The organism is Methylobacterium litchii (assembly GCF_038442315.1).
Taxonomy (GTDB): domain Bacteria; phylum Pseudomonadota; class Alphaproteobacteria; order Rhizobiales; family Beijerinckiaceae; genus Methylobacterium; species Methylobacterium litchii.
Genome location: NZ_JBBXMY010000014.1, coordinates 1 through 22,520 on the forward strand (window position 1 = coordinate 1; position 22,520 = coordinate 22,520).

The 22,520-nt window shown below is 70.6% G+C and carries 28 protein-coding genes and 2 pseudogenes; 18 read left to right on the forward strand and 12 right to left on the reverse strand.

Going from position 1 to position 22,520, the window contains the following annotated elements:
* Window positions 1-84, reverse strand: a pseudogene (locus tag AAHF99_RS20895) (IS5/IS1182 family transposase); the annotation flags it as partial.
* 97 nt (window positions 85-181) lie between these two features.
* A complete protein-coding gene (locus tag AAHF99_RS20900) occupies window positions 182-1,042 on the reverse strand; it encodes a transglutaminase family protein (protein WP_342166394.1) in 861 nt (286 codons plus the stop codon).
* Between the two features lie 81 nt (window positions 1,043-1,123).
* Between AAHF99_RS20900 and AAHF99_RS20905 the strand changes: the two genes are divergently transcribed.
* The 3 genes from AAHF99_RS20905 (at window position 1,124) to AAHF99_RS20915 (ending at window position 2,370) form a co-directional block, all read left to right on the forward strand.
* A complete protein-coding gene (locus AAHF99_RS20905) occupies window positions 1,124-1,618 on the forward strand; it encodes a response regulator (RefSeq protein ID WP_342166395.1) in 495 nt (164 codons plus the stop codon).
* Window positions 1,619-1,807: 189 nt separating this feature from the next.
* On the forward strand, window positions 1,808-1,951 hold the full coding sequence (locus tag AAHF99_RS20910; RefSeq protein ID WP_342166493.1) for a DUF3606 domain-containing protein: 144 nt from the start codon (window positions 1,808-1,810) through the stop codon (window positions 1,949-1,951).
* On the forward strand, window positions 1,948-2,370 hold the full coding sequence (locus AAHF99_RS20915; protein WP_342166397.1) for a response regulator: 423 nt from the start codon (window positions 1,948-1,950) through the stop codon (window positions 2,368-2,370). The genes AAHF99_RS20910 and AAHF99_RS20915 overlap by 4 nt, the downstream gene beginning before the upstream one ends.
* Window positions 2,371-2,661: 291 nt before the next feature.
* Here the strand turns inward: AAHF99_RS20915 and AAHF99_RS20920 are convergent, their stop codons facing one another.
* Window positions 2,662-2,922, reverse strand: a complete 261-nt coding sequence (locus AAHF99_RS20920) for a hypothetical protein (protein WP_342166398.1) — start codon at window positions 2,920-2,922, stop codon at window positions 2,662-2,664.
* A 258-nt stretch (window positions 2,923-3,180) separates the two neighbouring features.
* Here AAHF99_RS20920 and AAHF99_RS20925 point away from each other — a divergent pair, with 258 nt between their 5' ends.
* From AAHF99_RS20925 to AAHF99_RS20940, 4 genes are all read left to right on the forward strand, one after another.
* Complete coding sequence (locus tag AAHF99_RS20925; protein WP_342166399.1) at window positions 3,181-4,707, forward strand: ATPase domain-containing protein; 1,527 nt, start codon at window positions 3,181-3,183, stop codon at window positions 4,705-4,707.
* Entirely contained in the window at window positions 4,707-6,740 is a 2,034-nt protein-coding gene (locus AAHF99_RS20930) for an ATP-binding protein (protein ID WP_342166400.1), read from the forward strand. The genes AAHF99_RS20925 and AAHF99_RS20930 overlap by 1 nt, the downstream gene beginning before the upstream one ends.
* Before the next feature lie 49 nt (window positions 6,741-6,789).
* Window positions 6,790-7,026, forward strand: a complete 237-nt coding sequence (locus tag AAHF99_RS20935) for a hypothetical protein (protein ID WP_342166401.1) — start codon at window positions 6,790-6,792, stop codon at window positions 7,024-7,026.
* 177 nt (window positions 7,027-7,203) lie between these two features.
* Window positions 7,204-7,359 (forward strand): hypothetical protein, encoded by a 156-nt coding sequence (locus AAHF99_RS20940; RefSeq protein ID WP_243953481.1) that lies wholly within the window; start codon window positions 7,204-7,206, stop codon window positions 7,357-7,359.
* A gap of 52 nt (window positions 7,360-7,411) precedes the next feature.
* Here AAHF99_RS20940 and AAHF99_RS20945 read toward each other — a convergent pair whose 3' ends face one another.
* Both AAHF99_RS20945 and AAHF99_RS20950 read right to left on the reverse strand, forming a co-directional pair.
* The gene (locus AAHF99_RS20945; protein WP_342166402.1) at window positions 7,412-7,648 is read right to left on the reverse strand and encodes a hypothetical protein; all 237 of its coding nucleotides are present in this window, start codon (window positions 7,646-7,648) and stop codon (window positions 7,412-7,414) included.
* 61 nt (window positions 7,649-7,709) lie between these two features.
* Window positions 7,710-7,961: a hypothetical protein gene (locus AAHF99_RS20950; RefSeq protein WP_342166403.1), complete on the reverse strand. Its 252-nt coding sequence runs from the start codon at window positions 7,959-7,961 to the stop codon at window positions 7,710-7,712.
* Window positions 7,962-8,328: 367 nt separating this feature from the next.
* On the opposite strand from AAHF99_RS20950, the gene AAHF99_RS20955 reads away from it, so the two are divergent.
* The 5 genes from AAHF99_RS20955 (at window position 8,329) to AAHF99_RS20975 (ending at window position 10,745) form a co-directional block, all read left to right on the forward strand.
* Complete coding sequence (locus tag AAHF99_RS20955) at window positions 8,329-8,502, forward strand: CsbD family protein (protein ID WP_342166404.1); 174 nt, start codon at window positions 8,329-8,331, stop codon at window positions 8,500-8,502.
* 37 nt (window positions 8,503-8,539) lie between these two features.
* Window positions 8,540-9,040, forward strand: coding sequence for a CsbD family protein (locus tag AAHF99_RS20960; RefSeq protein WP_342166405.1), 501 nt, complete (start codon window positions 8,540-8,542; stop codon window positions 9,038-9,040).
* 47 nt (window positions 9,041-9,087) lie between these two features.
* Complete coding sequence (locus AAHF99_RS20965; RefSeq protein WP_342166407.1) at window positions 9,088-10,014, forward strand: PhnA-like protein; 927 nt, start codon at window positions 9,088-9,090, stop codon at window positions 10,012-10,014.
* Window positions 10,015-10,100: 86 nt separating this feature from the next.
* Window positions 10,101-10,304 carry a CsbD family protein gene (locus AAHF99_RS20970; protein WP_342166408.1) on the forward strand — a complete coding sequence of 68 codons (204 nt, stop codon included), beginning with the start codon at window positions 10,101-10,103 and terminating at the stop codon, window positions 10,302-10,304.
* A gap of 57 nt (window positions 10,305-10,361) precedes the next feature.
* On the forward strand, window positions 10,362-10,745 hold the full coding sequence (locus tag AAHF99_RS20975) for a CsbD family protein (RefSeq protein WP_342166409.1): 384 nt from the start codon (window positions 10,362-10,364) through the stop codon (window positions 10,743-10,745).
* Window positions 10,746-11,043: 298 nt separating this feature from the next.
* Here the strand turns inward: AAHF99_RS20975 and AAHF99_RS20980 are convergent, their stop codons facing one another.
* Genes AAHF99_RS20980 through AAHF99_RS20990 form a run of 3 tightly spaced genes read right to left on the reverse strand, consistent with a single transcriptional unit; the run spans window position 11,044 to window position 13,567 of the window.
* Window positions 11,044-11,142 (reverse strand): DUF2474 family protein, encoded by a 99-nt coding sequence (locus AAHF99_RS20980; protein ID WP_243954145.1) that lies wholly within the window; start codon window positions 11,140-11,142, stop codon window positions 11,044-11,046.
* Window positions 11,142-12,152 (reverse strand): cytochrome d ubiquinol oxidase subunit II, encoded by a 1,011-nt coding sequence (gene cydB, locus AAHF99_RS20985; RefSeq protein WP_342166410.1) that lies wholly within the window; start codon window positions 12,150-12,152, stop codon window positions 11,142-11,144. Before cydB ends, AAHF99_RS20980 begins: the two co-directional genes overlap by 1 nt.
* A gap of 11 nt (window positions 12,153-12,163) precedes the next feature.
* Window positions 12,164-13,567, reverse strand: coding sequence for a cytochrome ubiquinol oxidase subunit I (locus AAHF99_RS20990; RefSeq protein WP_342166411.1), 1,404 nt, complete (start codon window positions 13,565-13,567; stop codon window positions 12,164-12,166).
* A gap of 239 nt (window positions 13,568-13,806) precedes the next feature.
* Here AAHF99_RS20990 and AAHF99_RS20995 point away from each other — a divergent pair, with 239 nt between their 5' ends.
* Together AAHF99_RS20995 and AAHF99_RS21000 are read left to right on the forward strand one after the other, a co-directional pair.
* The gene (locus AAHF99_RS20995) at window positions 13,807-14,400 is read left to right on the forward strand and encodes a peroxiredoxin (protein WP_342166494.1); all 594 of its coding nucleotides are present in this window, start codon (window positions 13,807-13,809) and stop codon (window positions 14,398-14,400) included.
* Window positions 14,397-14,681, forward strand: a pseudogene (locus AAHF99_RS21000) (ArsR/SmtB family transcription factor); the annotation flags it as partial. The gene AAHF99_RS20995 and the pseudogene AAHF99_RS21000, both read left to right, overlap by 4 nt.
* 148 nt (window positions 14,682-14,829) lie before the next feature.
* Here AAHF99_RS21000 and AAHF99_RS21005 read toward each other — a convergent pair.
* The 3 genes from AAHF99_RS21005 to AAHF99_RS21015 all read right to left on the reverse strand — a co-directional run bounded on the left by AAHF99_RS21005 (window position 14,830) and on the right by AAHF99_RS21015 (window position 17,589).
* A complete protein-coding gene (locus tag AAHF99_RS21005; protein WP_342166413.1) occupies window positions 14,830-16,992 on the reverse strand; it encodes a malate synthase G in 2,163 nt (720 codons plus the stop codon).
* 197 nt (window positions 16,993-17,189) lie between these two features.
* Window positions 17,190-17,366, reverse strand: coding sequence for a hypothetical protein (locus AAHF99_RS21010; RefSeq protein WP_342166414.1), 177 nt, complete (start codon window positions 17,364-17,366; stop codon window positions 17,190-17,192).
* Window positions 17,344-17,589: a hypothetical protein gene (locus tag AAHF99_RS21015; protein ID WP_342166415.1), complete on the reverse strand. Its 246-nt coding sequence runs from the start codon at window positions 17,587-17,589 to the stop codon at window positions 17,344-17,346. Before AAHF99_RS21015 ends, AAHF99_RS21010 begins: the two co-directional genes overlap by 23 nt.
* A 205-nt stretch (window positions 17,590-17,794) precedes the next feature.
* Here AAHF99_RS21015 and AAHF99_RS21020 point away from each other — a divergent pair, with 205 nt between their 5' ends.
* The 4 genes from AAHF99_RS21020 (at window position 17,795) to AAHF99_RS21035 (ending at window position 21,250) form a co-directional block, all read left to right on the forward strand.
* Window positions 17,795-18,046, forward strand: a complete 252-nt coding sequence (locus AAHF99_RS21020) for a hypothetical protein (RefSeq protein WP_342166416.1) — start codon at window positions 17,795-17,797, stop codon at window positions 18,044-18,046.
* A gap of 181 nt (window positions 18,047-18,227) precedes the next feature.
* A complete protein-coding gene (locus tag AAHF99_RS21025) occupies window positions 18,228-18,428 on the forward strand; it encodes a ribosome modulation factor (RefSeq protein WP_342166417.1) in 201 nt (66 codons plus the stop codon).
* 69 nt (window positions 18,429-18,497) lie between these two features.
* Entirely contained in the window at window positions 18,498-20,567 is a 2,070-nt protein-coding gene (locus AAHF99_RS21030; RefSeq protein WP_342166418.1) for a sensor histidine kinase, read from the forward strand.
* 17 nt (window positions 20,568-20,584) lie between these two features.
* Window positions 20,585-21,250, forward strand: coding sequence for a response regulator transcription factor (locus AAHF99_RS21035; RefSeq protein WP_342166419.1), 666 nt, complete (start codon window positions 20,585-20,587; stop codon window positions 21,248-21,250).
* 10 nt (window positions 21,251-21,260) lie between these two features.
* Here AAHF99_RS21035 and zigA read toward each other — a convergent pair whose 3' ends face one another.
* Window positions 21,261-22,475 carry a zinc metallochaperone GTPase ZigA gene (gene zigA / locus AAHF99_RS21040; protein ID WP_243954156.1) on the reverse strand — a complete coding sequence of 405 codons (1,215 nt, stop codon included), beginning with the start codon at window positions 22,473-22,475 and terminating at the stop codon, window positions 21,261-21,263.
* Window positions 22,476-22,520: the final 45 nt, after the last annotated feature.

Here is a 22,520-nt window from a genome sequence, read left to right on the forward strand (position 1 = left end):
ACCGCCCTTCGGCTTGGCCCGTTCAGGCGGCAGCAGCGGTGCGATCTCGGCCCACAGGCCATCGGGAAGGAGCGGTCTCGCCATCTCCACTCAACGCGCCAAACCCGGTTTTGTTAGAGGCTCTAAGGACCGACAGCGGAGCGGCACATCGGTCACATCGCATCAAGGTCAGCCGCACCGTTCAATCGACGCTCACCTCCACCGCCATGTCGAGGAACGCACCGGCCGGTCCGGCGTAGCTGCCGGTCAGCGGCATGGCGAGGCGGATGTCGCGGGCCACCGCCACCGGGATGAGATTCGCGCCGCCGACGGCCCGGTTCGTGGGATCGAAGGTGATCCACCCCGCACCCGGCAGGAAGATCTCCACCCAGGCATGGGTGGCGCCCGCATCCGCCGAGCCGAGCAGGGTCCGCGTCGGATCGTGGAGATAGCCCGAGACCAGCCGGGCCCCGAAGCCCAGGCTGCGCACCGCCTCGGCGAGGAGCGTCGCCAAGTCCCGGCAGGAGCCCGTCCCGCGCGACAGGGTCTCGCTCGGCGATTGCGTGCCCTCATCCTCGCGCGCCTGATAGATGATCGCGCTCCCGACTCCGGCATTCAGGTCCTTGAGCAGGGACAGGGTGTCGGTGGGCCAGGATGCGACGAATCCCTGGGCCCAGTCCCGCAGGCTCGGCTGGCCCTTCGGATATTGCAGGATGGTCAGAGCCCCGAGATCCGCCCAGGCGTCGTCGGTGTACCGGAAGGGGAAGGTGATCGCCGTGGCGGCGATGTCGAAGACCGGATAGGCGCTGGCCGAAAGCTCCACCCGCGACAGGCATTCCACGACGAGGGTCTCGGAGGGCGATCCGAACAGGGCTGTGGCCACGGCATTGCCGGCGACGTCCTGCGCCCAGGTCACGTGGGCCTCCGGCGTCAGGGTGAGCACGCTCGACAGGAGGCGCAGCTCGCGGCTTTCGCGGGGCCGCATCATCAGCCGGTGCGGCCCCAGGCTGACCGGCTGGCGGTAGCGATAGGTGGTCCGGTGCCGGATGCTGACCTCGACCAACGGACCATCCCCGGATCTGCCGTGGCCGGGCATGGACGTCCCGGCCTTCGGCCAAGCCTAGCACGGCGCCGAGGGCGACCGATGGCGCAAATGCCGGCGGGACGCTTCCTCCATGTATTTTATGCAGGCAGGCTGCTTTTTCGGCTGCGATGCGCGTTGAATGGCGTGACACAGAAAAATTCGCGCGATGCGCCCCACGCCGTTGTCGTCGATGACGATGCCCTGATCTTGATGGACGCGACCAGCATCCTCGAAGATGCGGGCTTTCAAGTGTTGGAGGCGATGAACGTCGCCCAGGCACTTGATGTCCTCGAACGGCACCACCCCAAGGTGCAGCTGCTCTTCACCGACGTGCAGATGCCGGGCGGCCAGGACGGCTTCGACCTGGCCCGCCAGACGGCCGAGCGCTGGCCCCACATCGCCGTCGTGGTCGCCTCCGGCCGCGCCGCGCCGAGGCCGGGCGACCTGCCCCAGGGCGCGACCTTCATCAGCAAGCCATTCAGCGCCGAGATCGTGCGGCAGCACGTGCGGGACTCGATGCCCGACGAGAAGCAGCCGAGGATGCTCAAGGAGTAGCAGCGCCCGGGTCGATTCGGCCGGACGGACGCCGACGGCCGATTCCAGCGGGATGCAACCTAAATCTCCTGCGTCCGTTGGTGAGTATCCACTCAATCGACCGCATGAGGCGCGACTTTCGCAAGAAGTCGCGAGGCAGAACCTATGTCTTTCACTCCGTCTCCGTTTGTGAGCCGCACCACCACGCACATGGATATTCACGACCGCGCGGTGCGCTCGGCATGGATTCAGCGCTACGGGATCACGGAAGCGCAGCTGCGCAAGGCCGTGTGGATGGTCGGCTCGCGGATCAGCACGCTGTCGAGCCATCTTCGGACAGGGTCCCCGTCATGAGTCCCGCGCTCAGCCCCGACCAGCAGGTGTCTTCGTCCGCGCGGAAGATCGGCGTGCTCCTCGTGGACGACGATCCCATCGTGTTGATGGACATGGCTCAGTCCCTCACCGAGGCCGGCTTCGTCGTGTTCGAGGCCCGCAATGCCGACGAGGCCCTGCGGGTGCTGTCCACCGAGCCCGACGTGCTCATGACGATCACCGACGTCGACATGCGCGACGGCAGCCTCGACGGATTTCAGTTGGCGCAGGTGATCGCGATGCGCTGGCCGGAGATCGGCCTGCTGATCATCTCCGGCCAGAGCCGCCCACGTGTGAGCGATTTACCGGAGGGCGCGCGCTTCCTGACGAAGCCGTGCGAACCCCGGTCGCTGGTCGGAAGCGTGTTCGCCTTCGTGTCTCAGCGGAGCGGGTCGATCTAGCGGAGCGGACCGGGCCGACGCCCTCGCTCTGTTCAACGCCTGATTGAAGCCTTGGCCGGCGCGTGCGGCACGCGGGCCACACTTCGCCAAATCCGTTTACCGTCTGGGAACCATAGGCAATCCGGTCGTTTGACGCAGGTAATCGCCCCGGGGGACGGCATGAAATTTATAGTTGTACCCACGCGTCAGGGTGATGCGCCGGACGATGCGGTCCTGCGGGGCGTCGCCGATGGGTTGAGTACGCTGTTTCCGGTTCCCCAGCATCCGCACCACGTGCTCCGGTGGCTGAGTTCAACCTCTTGCGATCAGGGAAGCAGCGAGCAGGCTCCCCGTCCGGATGGGCCGTCCCGCGACATGCTCCACGAAGCGTAAGCCGTCCCAGAGGTCCAGGGCACAGTCCCGCACCAACGTCTCCGCCTGCGCGATGGCCTCCGCATCCGACCCGGCCCACAGCAACCGGACCTCCCTCACGCGCCCGTCATGGGCCAAGGTGATCGCGCGGTATTCTCGCCTCTCGGCCTCGTTCGAATCGGGCAAAGGGTCGAAGTCCATGGGCAGGCCCCTGACCGGTGAACGAGAGACGCTGCTTGTATCCGCTTTGTTCTCGCGCGCAAGCACGGCGGCAGGATATGTGAATCGGCGATACATTGGCAATGCGGTTGGGTCGAGACTCCGCGCGGGCGAGCCCGTCGCGGAGTCGGACGTCGCGAGGGGACCAAACCGACCGGGCAACGTTGTCCTGCGAATGTATTTTCCCTGGTGCCCACGAGCCGACGACACGGCCGCCGGATACCGAGCTGCGGGTGCCCGATGGCCGACCTCCACACGATGACGGCGTTGAGCCCGCGAGACACCATCCCGGTGGGCGTGCCCGGCCTCGACGAGATCCTGGCCGGCGGGCTGACCCGGGCGCGGCTCTACCTCCTCGAGGGGACGCCCGGCACGGGCAAGACCACCCTGGGCCTGCAATTCCTGCTCGAAGGCGTCGCCCGGGGGGAGAAGGCCCTCTACGTCACCCTGTCGGAGAGCGCCGACGAGTTGCGGGCCAGCGCCGCCTCGCACGGCTGGAGCCTGGACGGCCTCGAACTCTACGAACTCGTCAATGAGATGGGGCTTGACCCCGACAGCGAACAATCGGTGCTGCACCCGTCCGAGGTCGAACTCGGCGAGACCGTCCGGGAGGTGATCGCGCGGATCGACGACCTCCGGCCGGATCGCGTCGTGTTCGACAGCCTGTCCGAATTGCGCCTCCTCGCGCAGAACCCGCTGCGCTACCGCCGCCAGATCCTGGCGCTGAAGCAGATGTTCGCCGCGCGCGGATGCACGGTCATCATGCTCGACGACGGCACCGCCGACGCGCAACTGCATAGCATCGCCCACGGGGTGATCGTGCTGGAGCAGTCGCGGCGGGGCTTCGGGGCCGCGCGGCGGCGGCTTCACGTCCTGAAGATGCGCGGCGTCAAGTTCCACGGCGGGATGCACGACTTCACCCTCGATACCGGCGGCGTCGAGGTCTTCCCCAGCCTCGTGGCCGACGATCACGGCGCCGTCTTCTCGATGGTGCCCGCCTCCACCGGCTCGCGGGAGCTCGATGCCCTCCTGGGGGGCGGGCTGGTCCCGGCGACCAACACCCTGCTCCTCGGCCCCTCGGGCGTGGGCAAGACCACGACGGCGATCCGCTGCATGCTGGAAGCGCTGGAGCGCGGGCAGCGGGCCTCCTACTTCCTGTTCGACGAGGGGCGCCAGACGATGCTGGCGCGGGCCCGCTCCCTGGGGATGAGCCTTGATACCCATCTCGCGAGCGGTGCGCTGATCATCGACGAGATCGAGCCGGCGGAGTTCTCGCCGGGGGAATTCGCCTGCCGAGTCCGCAGGACGGTCGAGAACGGGGGCGCCAGCTTCGTCGTCTTCGACAGCCTCAACGCCTACATCCACGCCATGCCGGGCGAGGAATTCCTCGTGCTGCAGATGCACGAACTCCTCAACTACCTGAACCAGAAGGGGGTCACGACCCTGCTGGTCCTCGGCCAGCACGGGGTCGTCGGCGACGTGCGCTCCGACATCGACCTCAGCTATCTCAGCGACGGCATCCTGCTGTTCCGCTACTTCGAGGCGAAGGGCGAGGTCCGCACCGCCCTTTCGGTCCTGAAGAGCCGGGTCAACGCCCACGAACGCACCATCCGGGAGCTGACGCTCACGCCGATCGGCCTGAAGGTCGGCGACGCGCTCACCGACTTCCTCGGCGTCCTCTCCGGCGTGCCGACCTATGGGGGCGACGGAGCCCTCATCGCGGGCGGGGCGACGGTGCAGGGGGCCAATCCCTCCGAGACGCGGTGATGGACGAAGACCGCATCCTGATCCTCGCCCCACGCGGGCGGGACGCCGCCGTGGTGTCGAGCCTGCTGGCCCGGTCCGGCCACGCCGTCGCCGTCTGCCCGGATGCCGCAGCGTGGCTCGACGGCCTCCGCGGCGCGGCGGCGACCTCCATCGTCACGGAGGAAGCGCTCCTCGACGTGGACCAGGACGCCCTGGATGACTGGATCGCCGATCAGCCGCCTTGGTCGGACTTCCCGTTCGTGGTGCTAGCCACCCGGCAGCCGGGCCGGCGCACCGCGCGGGCGGCCACCGTCATCGACCGGCTCGGCAACGTCGTGCTGCTGGAACGGCCGGTCAACGCCGAGACCCTGGCCAGCGCGGTGTCCTCGGCCCTCCGGGTCCGTCGGCGCCAGTACCAGGCGCGGGCCCATATCCGCGAGCGCGAGGAGGCCCAGGAGCGGCTGCGGGTAGCCAACGACCTGCTCGAACGGCGGGTGGAGGACCGGACGCGGGCCGTCGAGGCGGCGCGCGAGACCCTGGCCTTCGCCCTCGATTCGGCCGGGATGGGCTCGTGGGACCTCGATCTTTTCCACGACACCGTGCGGCGCTCGCGCCGGCACGACGCCATCTTCGGCTACGACGCGCCGTTGCCGTCATGGCGCCGGGCCGACTTCGTGACCCATGCCGTCCCGGAGGATCAGGGCGTCGTCGAGGCCGCGTTCGCCCGCGCCGTCGAGAGCGGCTCCCTCGATCTCGAATACCGCATCCGCCGGCCGGACGGCACCGTCCGCTGGATCGCCGCCAAGGGCCGGGCCGAGTATCGCACCGACGGGCAGCCCGTCCGCATGGCCGGGATCGTGCTGGACAGGACCGACCAGCGCAACACCGAGGAGGCCCTGCGGCAGGCGCAGAAGATGGAGGCCATCGGGCAGTTGACCGGGGGCGTCGCGCACGATTTCAACAATCTGCTCACCGTCATCGTCGGCGGCCTCGACATGATCCTGCGGCGGCCCGACAACCTCGACCGGGTCGTGCGCCTGGGGGAGGCCGCGATGAGTGCGGCCCGGCGCGGCGAGCAGCTGACCCAGCAGCTCCTGGCCTTCTCCCGGCGGCAGATGTTGCGGCCGCAGACCCTGAACCCGAACCGGCTCCTCATCGACTTCCGGCCCCTGGCCGAGCGGGCGGCCGGGGGCGCGATCCAGGTCGCGTTCGACCTCGACCCGGCCCTGGACCCGATCCGCATCGACCCGGCGCAGTTCGAGGCGGCGGTGCTGAACCTCGTCGTCAACGCCCGCGACGCGATGGAGGGGGGCGGCTCGCTGATCGAGATCCGGAGCCGGAACGTGCATCTCGATACGGCCGCCGTGGCGGATTACGGCGTCCAGCCGGGGGCCTATGTCGAAGTCTCCGTCACCGACCAGGGCAGCGGCATGCCCCCCGAAACCCTCGCCCGGGTGTTCGAGCCGTTCTTCACCACGAAGGAGGTCGGCAAAGGCACGGGGCTGGGTCTGTCGCAGGTCTACGGCTTCACCCGCAGCGCCGGAGGGTTCGTCGGCATCGCCACCGATCTCGGCCTCGGGACCACCTTCCGCCTCCTGTTCCCCCGGTCGCGCGACCCGGCGGGCGAGGAGCGGGGACCCGGCGCCATGGGCAGCCTGCCGCTGCGCCGGGCGACCGACGGCGACACCGTGCTCCTCGTGGAGGACGACGAGCAGGTGCTCGGGATGGCGGTCGAGAGCCTGGAAGAGCTCCATTACCGGGTGGTGGTGGCCCGGAACGCCCCCGAGGCGTTGATCCACCTCCAGGGCATCGGGCGGATCGACATCCTGTTCTCCGACGTGATGATGCCCGGCGGCATGAACGGGTCGGAGCTCGCCGCCGAGGCGAAGAAGCTGCGCCCGGGCCTCAAGGTCCTCCTCACCTCCGGCTACGTCGCCAACCTCGACGAGGGCCAAGTCCTCGGGCGGGGCGACCTGCCCGTCCTCAACAAGCCCTACCGCCGGGACGAGCTGGCGCGCTCGCTGCGGATGGTCCTCGGGGGCAAGGCCTCGTGATCGCCGTGGCGCTCGCGGGACCCCGGCGCCGATCGGCGCGTTGACCGGGATGACCGCCCCCTCCCTCCCCTCACCCAACCCCGACCGGCTCGGCCTCACGGAGGCGGCGCTCGCGACGGCCGACCGGCGCTGGCGCGCCGAGATGCGCCGCAGCTACGGTCCCGACGGGGTCCTGATCCACGGCTTCACGCCGGAAGGACAGGGCGACCTCGGGACGGATCTGCGCCGCAGCTACGAGGCCCGCCGGGTCGCGGTCGCCCTCTGGCGCCACGAGCGGCGACGGTAAGATTGAGTTGCCTGAAGCCTTGAAAACGGCAGTGAATCGACGGGCAAGACGCAGGCGTCATGGCGCGTTCGACAAGTTTTACCTGCGCTTTCAGCGATTGTAATTGGTCCTCGCAACCCGATATATGATGGACCCTTCGCGCAATATCGTGCCTGGGCCGACGATCGAGAGGCCGACATGGCACGCGAACTCACCACCGGGCGCGCTCAGGGCGTTTCCACCCAGGACTTCAACGAACGTGTGAAGCGCCTGATGGCGGACAAGCCGGATCCCCGGAAGGCCGAGGTGAAGACCAAGGGCTTTAAGAACAGCAAGCCGCCCGTGAAGGACTGACGTCCCGCCGGGCAGAGACAGGGTGCGGGGAACGGGGTCCGTCCCGTCCCCGCTAGAGGGCCCGCGCGTAGCCCGGAAGCAGCTCGATCGCTTGGGCCGTCGCCTGGGAAAGACGCACCTCGGTCATTGTGACCTCGGCGCCTTCCTTGACGGCGCCCCGGACGATCTCGACCCCGCGATCCGAACTGTCCGCAATGACGGCATAGAACAGCGTGATCGCGTTCTCCGGTGCGGCCTCGTCCGGCAGCGCGACCTTCACAATGAAGGCGGTTTGATTAGGCTCGATCATCCGCCGAACTTACACGAAGCCGCCGTTTCTTCTAGAGACGACGACCTGTTCCGGGTCGCGCTCACACGCCGACCTTCGGGGTCGGCTGCGGCGAGCGGGTCAGGCTCGCGATCTCCCGGGCCGGGCGCCCCGACTTCTGGGCGACCTCGCTGTCCTGGGCGGTGATGAGGTCGCGCGCGGGCGCGTCCCCATCCAACCCCCCGAGGATCTCGACGGGCACGCGCCGGTTCGAGGCGCGGCTGCCATCCTCGTACACGACATCGAAAAGGACGAAGCCCTGGAGCTTCGGTGCGGATTTGGTGCGCTTGGTCATGCGCGGCTGATATCCGCTCCGCGCGCACGGCGACAGCCTCTGCGACGCTTGGCCTGCCTGTGCTGGCGCGATGGCGGCCCCTCGCACGATCCCGCCGGCCACGCCGATGATACGTGCGTACCACGATCATAACATAAATTTTGGAACCGCCTTGCGCGCAACCAGTTCTTGGCTCGCTGCCGCACGGCGTGCGGCGATCCGTGCGGCGATCCGTGCGGGCTCGGCGCTCGCCGCGAGGAGGTAGATTTCGATCCTACATGTCTGGAACAAAATGATCATTTTACCAGTATGGAATGCTCATTGAATTTCAGTAGCGAGCCATCATCTCACGGTCGGTCCTGGGTTTCCCGCTGATTACGGAGCGCTCATGGCCGAAGACAGACATTCTACTTCCGTCGAGCACCTTAGGGGCTCGGTCAAGGAAGCCCTCGGGAAGCTCACCGGCGACAGCCGGATCGAGGCCGAGGGTCGGCGCCAGAATCGGGGCGCCCCCTCCTCCAGGGTCGGCCGGTCGAAGCCCCACGGGCGGGACAGCGGCTGACGCTGCCATCGCGATACGACAAGACAGGAGCACGAACATGGTCGATACGGACCGGATCACGGGTGCCGCCAAGGAGTTCGGCGGCAAGGTGCAGGGCGCGGTGGGCGACCTCACCGGCTCGAAGCGGGACTCGGTCGAGGGCCGCGCCCACGAGGCGGCCGGCAAGGCCGAGAACCTCTACGGCCAGGCCAAGGACACGGTGCGCGACGCGGCCGAGCAGGTCGCCGACACCGCCCGCGATCTCGGCGGCCGGATCCGCGAGACGGTCGGCGGCATCGTCGGTTCCGACGACATCGAGGACCGCGCCCGCCGCGCCCAGGGTGCCGCCGAGGACCAGTTCGACCGGGCCCGCCACTCCGCCCGCCGCACCGCCGGCGAGGTCTCCGACTACGCCCAGGACGCCTACGGACGCGGCAGTCGCGCCCTGCGCCATGGCGGGGTCAGCGGACAGGTCGCCGAGTATCCCCTCGCCGCCCTGCTGATCGCGGGGGCCGTCGGCTTCGGCCTCGCCCTTCTCGTCAAGACGACCCGCGACTGAGTGGCCGCCCCCGGCGACCACGGTTTGCCAACACCCGGAGTGACAGTGTGACCACCATCCAGACCACCGGTACCCCCCTCGCCACCCCGTCGGCGGAAGCCCATACGCGGGCCGTCCTGCTCAACGAGGTGTCCTGGGGCGCCATCTTCGCCGGCGCCGTCTCGGCCCTCGTGACCCAGGTGATCGTGAACCTCGTCGGCGTCGGGGTGGGCCTCGCCAGTGTCGGCGTCAACGCCACCGACAACCCGGCCGCTTCGACCGTCTCGGCCGGCGCCGGGATCTGGTTCGTGGCCTCGGGCATCGTCGCCTCGCTGGCCGGCGGTCTCATCGCCGGCCGTCTCTCCGGCAAGCCCCTGCCGGGCGTGGCCGCCCTGCACGGCCTCGTCTCCTGGGCGGTGACGACCCTCGTCGTCCTGTACCTGCTGACCTCCGCCGCCAGCGGCCTCGTCGGCGGCACCTTGAGCACCGTCTCGGGCGCGCTGGGTGGTGCGGGCAACCTCGTCGGCGGCACCGTCCAGACGGCCGCGCAGGCCGCCGCACCCTCGCTGTCGAAGATCTCGAACCCGATCGACGGCATCGAGCAGACGGTCCGCCAGCAATCCGCCGGCCAGGACCCGCAGGCCGCCAAGGACGCCGCCGTGGCGGCCGTGCGCGCCGTGCTGACCGGTGATCCGGCCCAGAAGGAGCAGGCCAAGAACCGGGCCGCCGACGCGCTGGCCAAGGCCCAGGGCATCTCCCCCGATCAGGCCAAGACGCAGATCAACGACTACGAGAAGCAGTACGATCAGGCCGTCGCCACCGCCAAGCAGAAGGCCGAGGCCGCTGCCGTCACGGCGAAGTCGGCCGCCACGCAGGGCGCCTTCTACGCCGCCATCGCCCTGGTCCTCGGCGCGCTCGCCGCGTTCCTCGGCGGCCGCCTCGGCGCCCCGAAGCCCACGACGCTGCTCTCGACCTACGACGCCCGCCGCGTCTGATCCCCTTCCACCGGCCCCCGCCCCAGGGCGGGGGTCATCCCCCGGCCGGAGCCTCCGGCCTTCCCCACCAAGCAGGAGCGCACACGATGAGCAGCACCACCGACAAGCTCAAGGGTCTGGCCAACGAGGCCGTCGGCAACGTCAAGCAGGGCGTGGGCAACGTGACCGGCAACGACAAGCTCGTGGCCGAAGGCAAGGCGCAGGAGCTGAAGGGCGAGACGCAGAAGACCGTCGGCGACGTCAAGGACGGCGCCAAGAACGTCGCGGACAAGATCACCGGCAAGCACTGATCCCATCGGCGGCGCCGGCCCTTCCGGCGCCCCCTCCAACCCGCACAGGAGAGACCCATGAACCGCGACCAGATCCGTGGCGCGTCCCGTCACCTCAAGGGTCGCGCGCAGACCACCCTCGGTGGCCTGACCGGCGATCCGGCCCGCCAAGTGCGCGGCGCCGTGAACCAGGTGGCCGGCGGTGCCCAATACGCCTACGGCCGCGCCCGCGACCGCGCCGAGGACCTCGCCGAGGATGGCCGCCACCTCGCCCACGAGGCCCGTGAGCGGGCCGACCATCTCATCGAGGACGGCCGGCACTACGCCCAGGAAGCCCGCCGCCGGGCAACCACCCACGGCCGGAGCGCCGTCCGCTACGCCGACGCCAACCGCGGCACGACGCTGCTTGCGCTGGTGGGCGTCGCCTTCGCCCTGGGCTGGCTCGCCCGCCCCTCGCGCTGACATCCTCGCACGCTGGAGATCCCGATGATCCGCAAGATTCTCACCGCCTTCCTGCTGCCGAAGCTGATCGCCTTCGTCACGCGCCGCGTCACCGGCCGGGCGACCACCCCGCCGCGCCGGGGCTACTGACCCTCGCCCCCACGACGCCAGGAGCCCCGCGATGCCGCCCCTCATGAAGATCGTATCGTATGTCGTGGCGGCGGCGGCCCTGTGCACGCTTGTCGCGGTCGTGGTCCAATCCGCCGGCCTGCTCGCCGGATCGTAGGGGGAGCGCGGAGCCCACGGGTCCCCGCCTCCGTCACACGGCCTTCAGGAGCCATCGCAGCGGCAGGGCGACCGCCGCGAGGCTCGCGACGCTCAGGCCCCAAAGCAGGACGAACCACCCGAGCCGGCGCATCAATGGTACCCCGCTTCCGCCGTGACCTTCCCGCGGAACAGCCAGTAGACGTAGGCCGTGTAGGCCAGGATCAGCGGCACCAGCACCGTCGCCCCGTAGAGCAGGAAGGCCTGGGATTTCGGATGGGTCGCCGCCTGCCAGATCGTGACGCTCGGCGGCACGATGTAGGGCCACATGCTGATGCCCAGCCCGATATAGGACAGCAGGAAGAAGCCCAGCGCGCAGAGGAAGGGCGAGACTTCCTCCCGCCGCTCAAGGGCCTGGGCGAAGCGCCACGCCAGCACCCCGACGAGGAGCGGCACCGGCGCGCCCACCAGCATGCCCGGCAGGCCGAGCCAGCGCGCGCGAAAGGCGGCGCTCACCCCGAGCATCGTCGCCGAGACCACGGCGATGAGGACCAGCGTCGCCACCGCGAGGGGCTTGGCGAGGCGGTAGGCCCGGATCTGCAATTCGCCGCCTGTCTTCCAGATCAGCCAGCAGGCGCCCAGGAGGCCGTAGCCCACCACCAGGGCGATCCCGGTGAGCAGCGAGAACGGGGTCAGCCAGTCCCACCAGCCGCCGGCATAGGCGCGGCCCTCGATGCGGATTCCCTGGACGAAGGCGCCGAGCGCGATGCCCTGGCAGAAGGCCGCGACGACGCTCCCCCAGGAGAAGGCCCGGTCCCACCAGAGCTGCCCACGCGGCGTGGCGACCCGGAAGCGCATCTCGAAGGCCACGCCCCGGAACACCAGGGCGAGCAGCATCAGGATGAGCGGCATGTAGAGGGCCGGCAGGATCGTGGCGTAGGCGAGCGGGAACACCGCGAACAGCCCGCCGCCGCCGAGCACCAGCCAGGTCTCGTTGCCGTCCCAGACGGGGGCGACCGAGTTCACCATCACGTCCCGGTCGGCCTTGGCGCGGATCGCCGGGAAGAGGATGCCGATGCCGAGGTCGAACCCGTCCATCGCCACGTAGAGGAACACGGCGGTGGCGATCAGGAAGGCCCAGATCAGGGTGAGGTCGATGTCCATGACAGCCTCCGTCACTCGGCCGCCACGGCGGGGGCCGGGGTGATGCCGGCGGTCCGCACCGGCTGGCCGACGGGCGGGCCGGATTCATGCGGGCGCGGGGTCTGGTCGAACAGGTGGAACAGGTACCAGATGCCCGCCCCGAACACCGCGAAGTAGACGAGCGCGAAGGCCGCGAGCGAGGCCGCCACGGCGGGCGCGGCGATGGGCGAGACGCTGTCCGCCGTGCGCAGCAGGCCGTAGACCGTGAAGGGCTGGCGCCCGGCCTCCGTCACCACCCATCCCGCCGTCACGGCGATCAGGCCGGAGGGCCCCATCGCTACGGCGAAGCGGTGCAGCCAGGGCGTCTCGTAGAGCCGGCCCCGGGCGCGCAGGACGAGGGACCACAGGCCGAGGGTGATCATCATGAGGCCGAGGCCGACCATCACCCGGAAGGCCCAGAAGACGAGGGGCAGGTTGGTGGGCCATGTCTCGCGGGGCAGATCCTTCAGCCCCGTCACCTTCGCATCGAGGTCGTGGGCGAGGTAGAGGCTCGCGAGGCCGGGGATGCCGATCTCGTGCTTCGTCTCGGCGGCCTGGGCGTCCGGCCAGCCGAACAGGATCGAGGGCGCGCGGGTCACGCTGTCGAAATGGCCCTCCATCGCCGCCACCTTGGCGGGCTGGTGGTGGTAGGTGTTGCTCCCGTGGAGGTCGCCGAGCACCATCTGGCAGGGCGCGACCAGGGCCGCCATCCACATCGCCATGGAGAACATCAGCCGGGCGCGGGGATTGGCGCGGTCGCGCAGCAGGTGCCACGCCCCCACGGCGCCGACGATCATCGCCGTCGTCAGGTAGGCCGCCGTCACGGTGTGGGCGAAGCGGTAGGGGAAGGACGGGTTGAACACCACCGCCCACCAATCCGCCGGCACGAACCGGCCCTCGGCATCGAGGCCGTAGCCGGTGGGCGTCTGCATCCACGAATTGGCCGAGAGGATCCAGAACGCGGAGATCAGCGTGCCGAACGCCACGAGCCCGGTGGCGAGGAAGTGCAGGCGCGGTCCGACCCGCTCCAGCCCGAACAGCATCACCCCGAGGAAGCCCGCCTCCAGGAAGAAGGCCGTCAGCACCTCGTAGCCCAGGAGCGGGCCGAGGATCGGGCCGGTCCTGTCCGAGAAGACCGACCAGTTGGTGCCGAACTGGTAGCTCATCACCAAGCCGGACACGACGCCCATGGCGAAGACGACGGCGAAGATCTTCAGCCAGTAGCGGTAGGTGTCGAGGAAGACGTCCCGCCCCGTGGCGAGCCAGAACGCCTCCAGCACGCAGAGGTAGCTCGCGAGGCCGATGCTGAAGGACGGGAACAGGAAGTGCCAGACCACGGTGAAGGCGAACTGGCTGCGGGCGAGATCGAGTGCGCTCGGGAGATGGTCGGCCAGCATCGAATCGGTCCCCGTCAGGGATGGCCGGAGACGGCCAAACCCGACCGACTCAGCGACACATCGCCGCGCAGTGTGCGCTGCAACGCCGCGCTGTCAATCCATGTTTTTCATAGGCCAATTGCGCCATATCGCGAGACGATAGATTGACCCCTGGGGCGCCGGCCGCCATCATCGCGCGCCTTGTCCGAGAGCCCCGTGCCGTGACCATCGAAGCCACCGTGCCGCCCGGCCCGCCGCTCATCGGGGATGCCGCGCCGGCCTTCCGCGCCCGCACCACGATGGGACCGCGCACCCTCGGCGCCTATCGCGGGCGCTGGCTGGTGTTCTTCTCGCACCCGGCGGATTTCACCCCCGTCTGCACCAGCGAGTTCATCGCCTTCGCGCAGGCCCATGCGGCGTTCCAGGCGCTCGGGTGCGATCTCCTCGCCCTCTCGGTCGACAGCCTGTCGTCGCATCTCGCGTGGCAGCAGAGCATCGCGCAGCATTTCGGCGTGCGGATCCCCTTTCCCATCGTGGAGGATCCGGGGATGGGCATCGCCCGCGCCTACGGGATGCTGCCGGCGGGGGCGACCTCCACCGCGACGGTGCGCACCGCCTTCGTCATCGACCCCGAGGGAATCGTGCGCGCCCTCACCGCCTACCCGCTCACGGTCGGGCGCAGCGTCGCCGAAATCCTGCGGCTGGTGGGGGCGCTCCAGGCGAGCGACGCGGCCGACGTCTCGACGCCCGAGGGCTGGCGGCCGGGCGATCCGGTCCTGACCCATCCGCCGATGACGGGGGACGAGGTCGGCGCCTGCGGGGCCGATTGGTATCACCGGCTGGAGCGCCTGTGACGCTCCCCGGGCCCGACGAGGCGGCCGCGACCGCCGCCGCCGACCGGCTCAAGCTGGTCGCCAACCCCAACCGCCTGCGGATCCTCGCCCTGCTGGCGCGGGGCGAATGCGCGGTCTCCGAGATCGAGCAGCGCCTGGGCATCCGCCAGCCGACCCTGTCGCAGCAGCTCGGCGAGTTGCGCAACGCCGCGATCGTCGCCACCCGGCGGGAGCACAAGGTGGTGTTCTACAGCCTGACCGATCCGCGCATGGTCGCCCTCCTCGGCGCGATCGAGGACATCCTGATCGCGGGCCGCCCGCAACACCGGGCGACGGCGCGGGGCCCCGAGGCGCGGGCCCGCGCCCTGGGGCAGGCCGCCATGTTCGGGCAGGTCGGGGAGTTCGGGCAGGTCGGGGACGAGGCGTGAGCGCCCCTCCCCGGCCGGCGGCCTAGCCGGCTGCCTTCGCCTCGCGGCGGCGGGCGGTGAGGACCCACTCGGTGTAGCCGTTCGGCTGCGCCCGACCCTTGAGCACGAGGTCCTTCGCCGCCTGGAAGGCCGGGCCGTCGAAGCCGGGGGCCATCGGCGTGTAGAGCGGGTCGCCGGCATTCTGCCGGTCCACCACCTTGGCCATCCGCTTCAGCGTCTCCATCACCTGCTCCTCGCTGACCACGCCGTGGTGCAGCCAGTTGGCGATGTGCTGCGAGGAGATGCGCAGGGTCGCCCGGTCCTCCATCAGGCCGACATCGTGGATGTCCGGCACCTTGGAGCAGCCGACGCCCTGGTTCACCCAGCGGACGACGTAGCCCAGGATGCCCTGCGCGTTGTTGTCGATCTCCTGCTGCACGTCGTCGGGGGCGAAGTTCGAGCGGGCGAGCGGGATCTCCAGGATCTCGTCGAGGGCCGAGCGGGGGCGCCGGGCGAGCTCCGCCTGCCGCGCCGCGACCTCGATCTCGTGATAGTGGAGCGCGTGCAGCGTCGCGGCGGTGGGCGAGGGCACCCAGGCCGTCGAGGCGCCGGCCCTCGGGTGGGCGCCCTTCTGCATCAGCATCTCGGCCATGGCGTCGGGGGCCGCCCACATCCCCTTGCCGATCTGCGCCCGGTCCTTCAGCCCGCAGGCGAGGCCGACATCGACGTTGTTCTCCTCGTAGCCCTTGATCCAGGGCGTCGCCTTCATGTCGTTCTTGCGGATGACCGGTCCGGCCTCCATCGAGGTATGGATCTCGTCGCCCGTGCGGTCGAGGAAGCCGGTGTTGATGAACACGACGCGGCTCGCGGCCGCCGCGATGCAGGCGGCGAGGTTCACCGTGGTGCGGCGCTCCTCGTCCATGATGCCCATCTTGAGGGTGTTGGGCTCCAGGCCCAGCATCGCCTCGACCCGGTCGAACAGCTCGACCGCAAAGGCGACCTCCTCCGGCCCGTGCATCTTCGGCTTGACGATGTAGACCGAGCCCTTCCGGCTGTTGCGCAGCCCGGAATCGCCCTTCAAATCGTGGATGGCGATCATCGCCGTCACGGCGGCGTCGAGCATCCCCTCGGGGATCTCGTGGCCCTCTCCGTCGAGCACCGCGTCGGTGTCCATGTGGTGGCCGACATTGCGCACCAGCATCAGCGAGCGGCCGGGCACCACCACCTCGCCGCCGTTCGGGGCGATGTAGTGCCGGTCGGGGTTCAGGCGGCGCTCCTGGCGGCGGCCGTCCTTCTCGAAGCCGGCCGCGAGGGTGCCGTTCATCAGGCCGAGCCAGTTGCGGTAGACGACGACCTTGTCGTCGGCATCCACCGTCGCCACCGAATCCTCCAGATCCATGATCGTGGAGACGGCGGATTCGAGCAGGATGTCGGCGACGCCCGAGGCGTCGAACCGGCCGATCCGGTGGGTGCGGTCGATCACGACCTCGATGTGCAGGTTGTGGTGGCGCAGGAGCAGGGCCGAGGGCATGCTCGCCCGGCCGCGATAGCCCGCGAACAGCTCCGGCCGCGCTAGCGGCACGGTCTCGCCGGTGTTCATGTTGCCGACGAGCTGCCCGTCCTCGACGGCGTAGGTCACGACGTCGGCGTGGCGCCCGCCCGCCAGCGGCACGAAGCGGTCGAGCGTGCTGCGGGCGCGGGTGACGACGCGGGCGCCGCGGGCGCGGTTGTAGCCGCCACCGCGCACCGCCCCGCCCTCCTCCGACACCGCATCGGTGCCGTAGAGGGCGTCGTAGAGGGAGCCCCAGCGGGCGTTGGCGGCGTTCAGCGCGTAGCGGGCGTTCGAGACCGGCACCACGAGCTGCGGCCCGGCGATGCGCGCGATCTCGTCGTCCACGTTCTCGGTGCGCACCTGCACCGGGCCGGGGGGCGGCAGGAGATAACCGATCTCGGTCAGGAACGCCTTGTAGGCCGCCGGATCGACGGGCTTGCCCGCCCGCTCCCGGTGCCAGGCGTCGATCTTGGCCTGAAGCGCGTCGCGCTTGGCCAGCAGGGCCCGGTTCTTCGGGGTGAGATCGCGGACGATGGCGCCGAGGCCGCCCCAGAACACCTCGGGCGAGATGCCGGTGCCGGGCAGGGCCTCCTCCGCGATGAAATCGTGGAGCACCCGCGCGACGGCGAGGCCGCCAATGGTCAGTCGATCCATCTTCGAAACACTCGGGAGGTTCGGCGGCCGGGGCCGCCCGTTGCAGACGGTGCCGAGAGCCCGAACCTGTCGGCGTGGCAGGGTCCGGGCGGGGTCCGCATAGCAAACCTCCGGCCGGATGGCACCCGCCGTATATAGCATTCAGATGGCGAGGGCCGCCGTCTGTAGCCCGGCGCCGCACGGGGTCGCCCCGCCGGTCAGGCCGTCAGGATGGCCGCGAGTCCGCAGAGGACGGCGAGGCCGAGGGAAGCGCCGCCGACCGCGTGCAGGGTCCAGGTGAGGGCGTGGTGCCCGTTGTCGTTGGCGGCGCGGGGCGCCTTGCCGGAGGGGCGGACCCCGACGAAACCGGGATCAAACGGCAGCGGACAGGTCATGCCCGGCCTCGTCCCTCCCGTCGTCGATGCGGCCGGCGTGGAGGGAGGCCCCCTGCTCCGCGAGGTCCGGGGCGACGAGCCCACCGCCGTAGCGCGCCCAATCCTCGGGCGAGGCGTTGCGCATCGCCTGCGCCACCGCGCCCGCCGCGTCGGGGGACGCATCCCGGTCCCGCTGCCGCCAGCCCAGGGTGAACCGGGCGGTGAAGGCCTTCGCTGTCGTCATGTCGCTCCTCGTCCATGCGATGCGGTGCAGAGTCCCAGGGCCATGCTTAACGCTTCGTCAATCGACCCCACCCTCGCAACCCCCGCCCGCAGGGGTGACAGAGGGGCTGTCAGGGTTGTCCCGACAGGGTCGCGGGTCTCTCCGACTGCGCGAGCGGCCCCCCCGCTCCCAGATCAGGGATGGTCGAGACAAAGGAGCCATCCCGATGAAACACCTTGCGATCGCCCTCGCGGCGGTATCGAGCCTCGTCCTGTTCTCGCCATCGAGCGAGGCGCGGCCTGTCCGGGGTCATGGACTGGGCGGGCATCACGCCGGGCACCATCACGGATTCCGCGGGCGCCATCACGGCCTGCGCCATCACCGCCATTTCGGCCACCGGCATCACCGCCGGCATTACGGCCGCCACTATCGCGGCTTCCGGGGCATCGGCTTCGGCTACGGGCCTTACGGTTACTGAGCCCGGCCACGAAGGACAGTCATCGACAGGCAACGGTCAAGACGATTCCTCCGCCGATCCTGTCGGGATGACCCCGACAGGTGTCGGAGAGACCGGCGCCGACGCCGAAAATACTTGTCCGGACGACGATCATGGGCCCTCCTGTTACCGCTACGTTTCGGCAAGCGGGAGGATCGGGTCCATGATCATGGAAATCATCAAGCAGGGCGCCCGGGCCCGCACGCTCGGTCGGCCGCGCGACGCCTGCCCCTATCCGGGGGAATCCCGCGAGCGCCGCGCGTGGTTCGAGGGGTTCGACGGGTCGGTCAGCGACCTCGGCGCGCGGGCGCCCCACCCCGCCCTCACCCGCCCCGCCGCCGCACCCGTCCGGGTGCCGGCTTGACCTGACGCGCCCCGAACGGGGTAGGCTCGCGGGGATTGTCCCGGAGGGAAGGTTCGCCCGGCGCGCCCCATGAGCATCCGAAGAACAGGTGGGGTCCCGGGCGGCGAGCACCACCTGAGTCGCGGCAACGGCCGCACTTTCGTCGCCCTGGTCTTCGCCGCCGCGATCCCGGTCCTGCTGCTCAGCGGCTGGGTCGCGACCCTGATGGCGCAGCAGCAGCGCGACCTCGACCGGCGGGCGGCCGTGGCCAGCGCCACCCGCGTGGCCGAGCGCGTCGCCTCCGACATCGCCTCGCAGGTCACGGTGCTGGAGGCGGAGGCCGCCTCGGCCACCCTCGACACGCCCGACCTCGCCGCCTTCTACGCCGAGGCCGAACGCCTGCGGCAGGCCCATCCCCTCTGGGAGACGATCGAGCTGGCCGGGCCGGACGGCGGGCAGGTGGTCAACCTCCTGCGCTCGCTGGACGACACCCTCGGGCCCACCTCGGACCGGGCGAGCTTCGACGCCGTCGTGCGCACGGGCAAGCCGGTGATCGGCGGGATCGGGCCGGTGGGCACGGTCTCGGGCAAGCGCCTCGTCGCCCTGCGGGTGCCGGTGATCCGGGATGGCGTGCTGCGCTACGTCCTCTCGGTGCGCCTCGCCACCAACGCCGTCAGCTCGATCCTGCGGGATGCGGGGGCGCCGGAGGGCTGGGTCGGCACCATCGTGGACGCGGACGGCATCACCATCGCCCGCACCCGCGCCGAGGCGGAGGAACTGGGCCAGCCGGCGAACGCGGCCCTGCAGGCGGCGATCCGCCGGGCGCCGCAGGGCTTCTACACCGGCCCGACCCTGGAGGGCGCGAATGTCGAGGTCGTCTACCGTACCCTCAAGGACACGGGCGGCTGGTCGGTGCATTTCGGGATGCCGGTGGCCGCGCTGAACGCCCCGGTCTCGCGCTCCTACGCGGTGCTCGCGGGGGGCAGCGTCCTCAGCATCGGCCTCGCCCTGGCCCTCGTCGGACTGGTGGGGCGCGACATGGCCCAGCGCCGGGCGGGCGAGCAGGCGCGCTTCACCCTCGCCCTGCGGTCGAGCGAGGAACAGGGGGCCGTCGCCGCCGAGGCCGCCGAGCTCGGCACCCTGCGCTGGGATGCCGGGCGCGGGCGGGTGACCGCCTCCGCCCGCGCCGCGACGCTGCTCGGCTGGCGGGGCGAGGTCGCGGAGGGCCGCGAGACCGAGACCGGCCTCGCCGGGGCCCTGGGTGCCGTCCTCGCCGAGGACCGGGCGCGGCTCGACGACGCCATCGGCCGGAGCCTCGCGGAGGGCGGCCCCGTCGATGAGGAGTTCCGCGTCGCCGACGGGACGGGCGGGCCGCGCTGGGTGCGCCTCGCCGGCCGGGCGCCCCAGCTGCAAGGGGAGACGCCGGCCGGGCTCATCTACGGCGTCGTGTCGGATATCGAGCCGCGCAAGTGCGCCGAGGCCGAGCGGCTGGAACTGCTCCGGCGCCTCGGCGAGGCGCAGGAGAACGAGCAGCGCCGCATCGCCCGCGAGTTGCACGATCAGGTCGGGCAGACGGTGACGGGCCTCTCGCTCGGCCTGAAGAGCCTGGAACGGCTCGTCGCCGGCAGCGGGCCGGAGGCGGGCCGCCACGTCCAGTGGCTGCAGGGGCTCGCCGGGGAGATCGGCCGCGACATCCACCGCGCCGCCGTCGATCTGCGCCCCACCGCCCTGGACGACCTCGGCCTGCGCGAAGCCCTCGCCACGCTGCTGCGGGAGTGGAGCCGGCGGCACGGCATCCGGGCCGACCTCGAATTCCTGGGCGATGCGGCGCGGGTGCCGGCGCCGGTCGAGACCGCCGTCTACCGCATCGTGCAGGAGGCGCTGACCAACGTGCTGAAGCACGCGGGGGCGGCGACCGTCAGCGTCGCCGTGGAGCATCGCACCGACGCGATGCGGGTGATCGTGGAGGATGACGGGATCGGCTTCGACGCGGAGCATGCCGCGCGGCCGGGCGGAGCCGGGGCGCCGGGCAAGCCGCGCCTCGGCCTGTCGGGGATCCGCGAGCGGCTGGCCCTCCTCGACGGCACGCTCACCCTGGAGACGTCCCCCGGCATCGGCACGGCGTTGTTCGTGGACATCCCCGTGCCGCAGGCGGCCTGAGGCGCATGGAGACCATCATGGACCGCATCCGCGTCGCCCTGGCCGACGACCACCCGATCGTGCTCGCGGGCATCCGCACGCTGCTGACCGCCGACCCGGAGATCGACCTCGTGGGCGAGGCGACGAGCGGCCGCGACGCCCTGCCGATGATCCGCGCCGCCGGGCCGGACGTGGCGGTGATCGACGTCTCCATGCCGGGGCTCAACGGGCTCGAACTCACCGAGCGGGTCACGGGCGAATGCCCCGGCACGCGGGTGCTGATCCTCACCGTCCACGAGGACGCGGCCTACGTGCAGCCGCTGCTGAAGGCGGGGGCGCGCGGCTACCTGCTGAAGCGCTCGGCCGCCGACGACCTGCTCCGCGCGGTCCACGCGGTGGCGGCGGGCGGGATCTATCTCGATCCGTCCATCGCCGGCCATGCCCTGGACCCGTCCGGCGCGGCCGGGCGGGCGGAGGCGGCCGAGGGCGGCGAGGCCCTGAGTCCCCGCGAGACCGAGACCCTGCGGCTCATCGCGCAGGGCTTCAGCAACAAGGAGATCGCCCGGCGCCTCGACGTGAGCGTGAAGTCGGTCGAGACCTACAAGGCGCGGGCCGCCGAGAAGCTGGGCCTGCGGACGCGGGCCGAGATCATCCGCTACGCAGCCGCGCGGGGCTGGCTCGACGCCCTCGCCCTGCGGACCTGACCCGCCGCCCTCACGCGGCGCGGCGCCATTCCGGGAACGGGTCGGGCAGGTGCCGGTAGGGCGCCGGATCGAAGGGCGTGGCGTCGCGTCCGGTCTCCACGAGGCAGGCATCGAGCGCGGCGGTGATCGCGGCCCGATCCATGCCGGTGCCGATGAAGACGAGTTCCTGCCGGCGGTCGCCCCAGACCTCGCTCCACACGCCCTGGAGGCGCTGGCGGAACTCGTCCGCCTCCGGCCAGCGCTTGCGCGGCACCGCCGACCACCAGAAGCCCATCGCCGAGACATGGGCCACGGCCCCTGCGAGGGAGAATTCCCCCACCCAATCCGGCCGGGTCGCCAGCCAGAAATGGCCCTTGGCCCGGATCAGCCCCGGCCAGGTCGCGTCGATGAAGGTCTTGAACCGCGCCGGATCGAACGGGCGCCGGGCCCGGTACACGAAGGAGGCGATGCCGTATTCCTCCGTCTCGGGCACGTGCTCGGCGGCGCCGTAGAGTTCCTTGAACCAGAGCGGGTGCCGCTCGGCTCGCTCCTCGTCGAAGAGGCCGGTATCGAGGATCGCGTCGAGGGGCGCCTGCCCGTGATCCGTCTCGACGATCCGCGCGTCGCCGTTTAGGCCGCGCACCACCGCGCGCACCAGGGCAAGGCGGTCGGCGGGCACGTCCCGCGCCTTGTTGATCACCACCACGTCCGCGAATTCGATCTGCTCCACGAGGAGATCGACCAGGGTGCGGGCATCCTCCGTGCCGGCGGTCTCGCCCCGGTCGCGCAGGAAGTCGTTCGAGCCGTAATCCTTGAGCAGGTTCACGGCATCGACCACCGTGACCATCGTGTCGAGCCGGGCCACGTCCGAGAGGGAATGGCCCGCCTCGTCGCGGAACGAGAAGGTCGAGGCCACCGGCAGGGGCTCGGCGATGCCGGTGCCCTCGATCAGCAGGTAGTCGAAGCGCCCCTCCCCCGCGAGGCGGCGGACCTCCGCGAGGAGGTCGTCGCGCAGGGTGCAGCAGATGCAGCCGTTGGTCATCTCGACCAGCCGCTCGTCGGTGCGGGAGAGGCCGGCGCCCCCGTCGCGCACGAGGTCGGCGTCGATGTTCACCTCGCTCATGTCGTTGACGATCACCGCCACCCGCCGCCCCTCGCGGTTGTGCAGGACGTGGTTGAGCAGGGTCGTCTTCCCCGCGCCGAGGAAGCCGGAGAGGACGGTGACGGGAAGTCGGGTGTCGCGCATGGCCGTGACCGATCGATTGCCGGAACTAGACCAGATAAAATGTAA

Coding starts and splice junctions, on each gene's coding strand:
- AAHF99_RS20905 (WP_342166395.1), top strand. CDS start 1,124: ATGGCGCAAATGCCGGCGGGACGCTTCCTCCATGTATTTTATGCAGGC.
- AAHF99_RS20910 (WP_342166493.1), top strand. CDS start 1,808: ATGGATATTCACGACCGCGCGGTGCGCTCGGCATGGATTCAGCGCTAC.
- AAHF99_RS20915 (WP_342166397.1), top strand. CDS start 1,948: ATGAGTCCCGCGCTCAGCCCCGACCAGCAGGTGTCTTCGTCCGCGCGG.
- AAHF99_RS20920 (WP_342166398.1), bottom strand. CDS start 2,922: ATGGACTTCGACCCTTTGCCCGATTCGAACGAGGCCGAGAGGCGAGAA.
- AAHF99_RS20925 (WP_342166399.1), top strand. CDS start 3,181: ATGGCCGACCTCCACACGATGACGGCGTTGAGCCCGCGAGACACCATC.
- AAHF99_RS20930 (WP_342166400.1), top strand. CDS start 4,707: ATGGACGAAGACCGCATCCTGATCCTCGCCCCACGCGGGCGGGACGCC.
- AAHF99_RS20935 (WP_342166401.1), top strand. CDS start 6,790: ATGACCGCCCCCTCCCTCCCCTCACCCAACCCCGACCGGCTCGGCCTC.
- AAHF99_RS20940 (WP_243953481.1), top strand. CDS start 7,204: ATGGCACGCGAACTCACCACCGGGCGCGCTCAGGGCGTTTCCACCCAG.
- AAHF99_RS20945 (WP_342166402.1), bottom strand. CDS start 7,648: ATGATCGAGCCTAATCAAACCGCCTTCATTGTGAAGGTCGCGCTGCCG.
- AAHF99_RS20950 (WP_342166403.1), bottom strand. CDS start 7,961: ATGACCAAGCGCACCAAATCCGCACCGAAGCTCCAGGGCTTCGTCCTT.
- AAHF99_RS20955 (WP_342166404.1), top strand. CDS start 8,329: ATGGCCGAAGACAGACATTCTACTTCCGTCGAGCACCTTAGGGGCTCG.
- AAHF99_RS20960 (WP_342166405.1), top strand. CDS start 8,540: ATGGTCGATACGGACCGGATCACGGGTGCCGCCAAGGAGTTCGGCGGC.
- AAHF99_RS20970 (WP_342166408.1), top strand. CDS start 10,101: ATGAGCAGCACCACCGACAAGCTCAAGGGTCTGGCCAACGAGGCCGTC.
- AAHF99_RS20975 (WP_342166409.1), top strand. CDS start 10,362: ATGAACCGCGACCAGATCCGTGGCGCGTCCCGTCACCTCAAGGGTCGC.
- AAHF99_RS20980 (WP_243954145.1), bottom strand. CDS start 11,142: ATGCGCCGGCTCGGGTGGTTCGTCCTGCTTTGGGGCCTGAGCGTCGCG.
- cydB (WP_342166410.1), bottom strand. CDS start 12,152: ATGGACATCGACCTCACCCTGATCTGGGCCTTCCTGATCGCCACCGCC.
- AAHF99_RS20990 (WP_342166411.1), bottom strand. CDS start 13,567: ATGCTGGCCGACCATCTCCCGAGCGCACTCGATCTCGCCCGCAGCCAG.
- AAHF99_RS21005 (WP_342166413.1), bottom strand. CDS start 16,992: ATGGATCGACTGACCATTGGCGGCCTCGCCGTCGCGCGGGTGCTCCAC.
- AAHF99_RS21010 (WP_342166414.1), bottom strand. CDS start 17,366: ATGACCTGTCCGCTGCCGTTTGATCCCGGTTTCGTCGGGGTCCGCCCC.
- AAHF99_RS21015 (WP_342166415.1), bottom strand. CDS start 17,589: ATGACGACAGCGAAGGCCTTCACCGCCCGGTTCACCCTGGGCTGGCGG.
- AAHF99_RS21020 (WP_342166416.1), top strand. CDS start 17,795: ATGAAACACCTTGCGATCGCCCTCGCGGCGGTATCGAGCCTCGTCCTG.
- AAHF99_RS21025 (WP_342166417.1), top strand. CDS start 18,228: ATGATCATGGAAATCATCAAGCAGGGCGCCCGGGCCCGCACGCTCGGT.
- AAHF99_RS21030 (WP_342166418.1), top strand. CDS start 18,498: ATGAGCATCCGAAGAACAGGTGGGGTCCCGGGCGGCGAGCACCACCTG.
- AAHF99_RS21035 (WP_342166419.1), top strand. CDS start 20,585: ATGGACCGCATCCGCGTCGCCCTGGCCGACGACCACCCGATCGTGCTC.
- zigA (WP_243954156.1), bottom strand. CDS start 22,475: ATGCGCGACACCCGACTTCCCGTCACCGTCCTCTCCGGCTTCCTCGGC.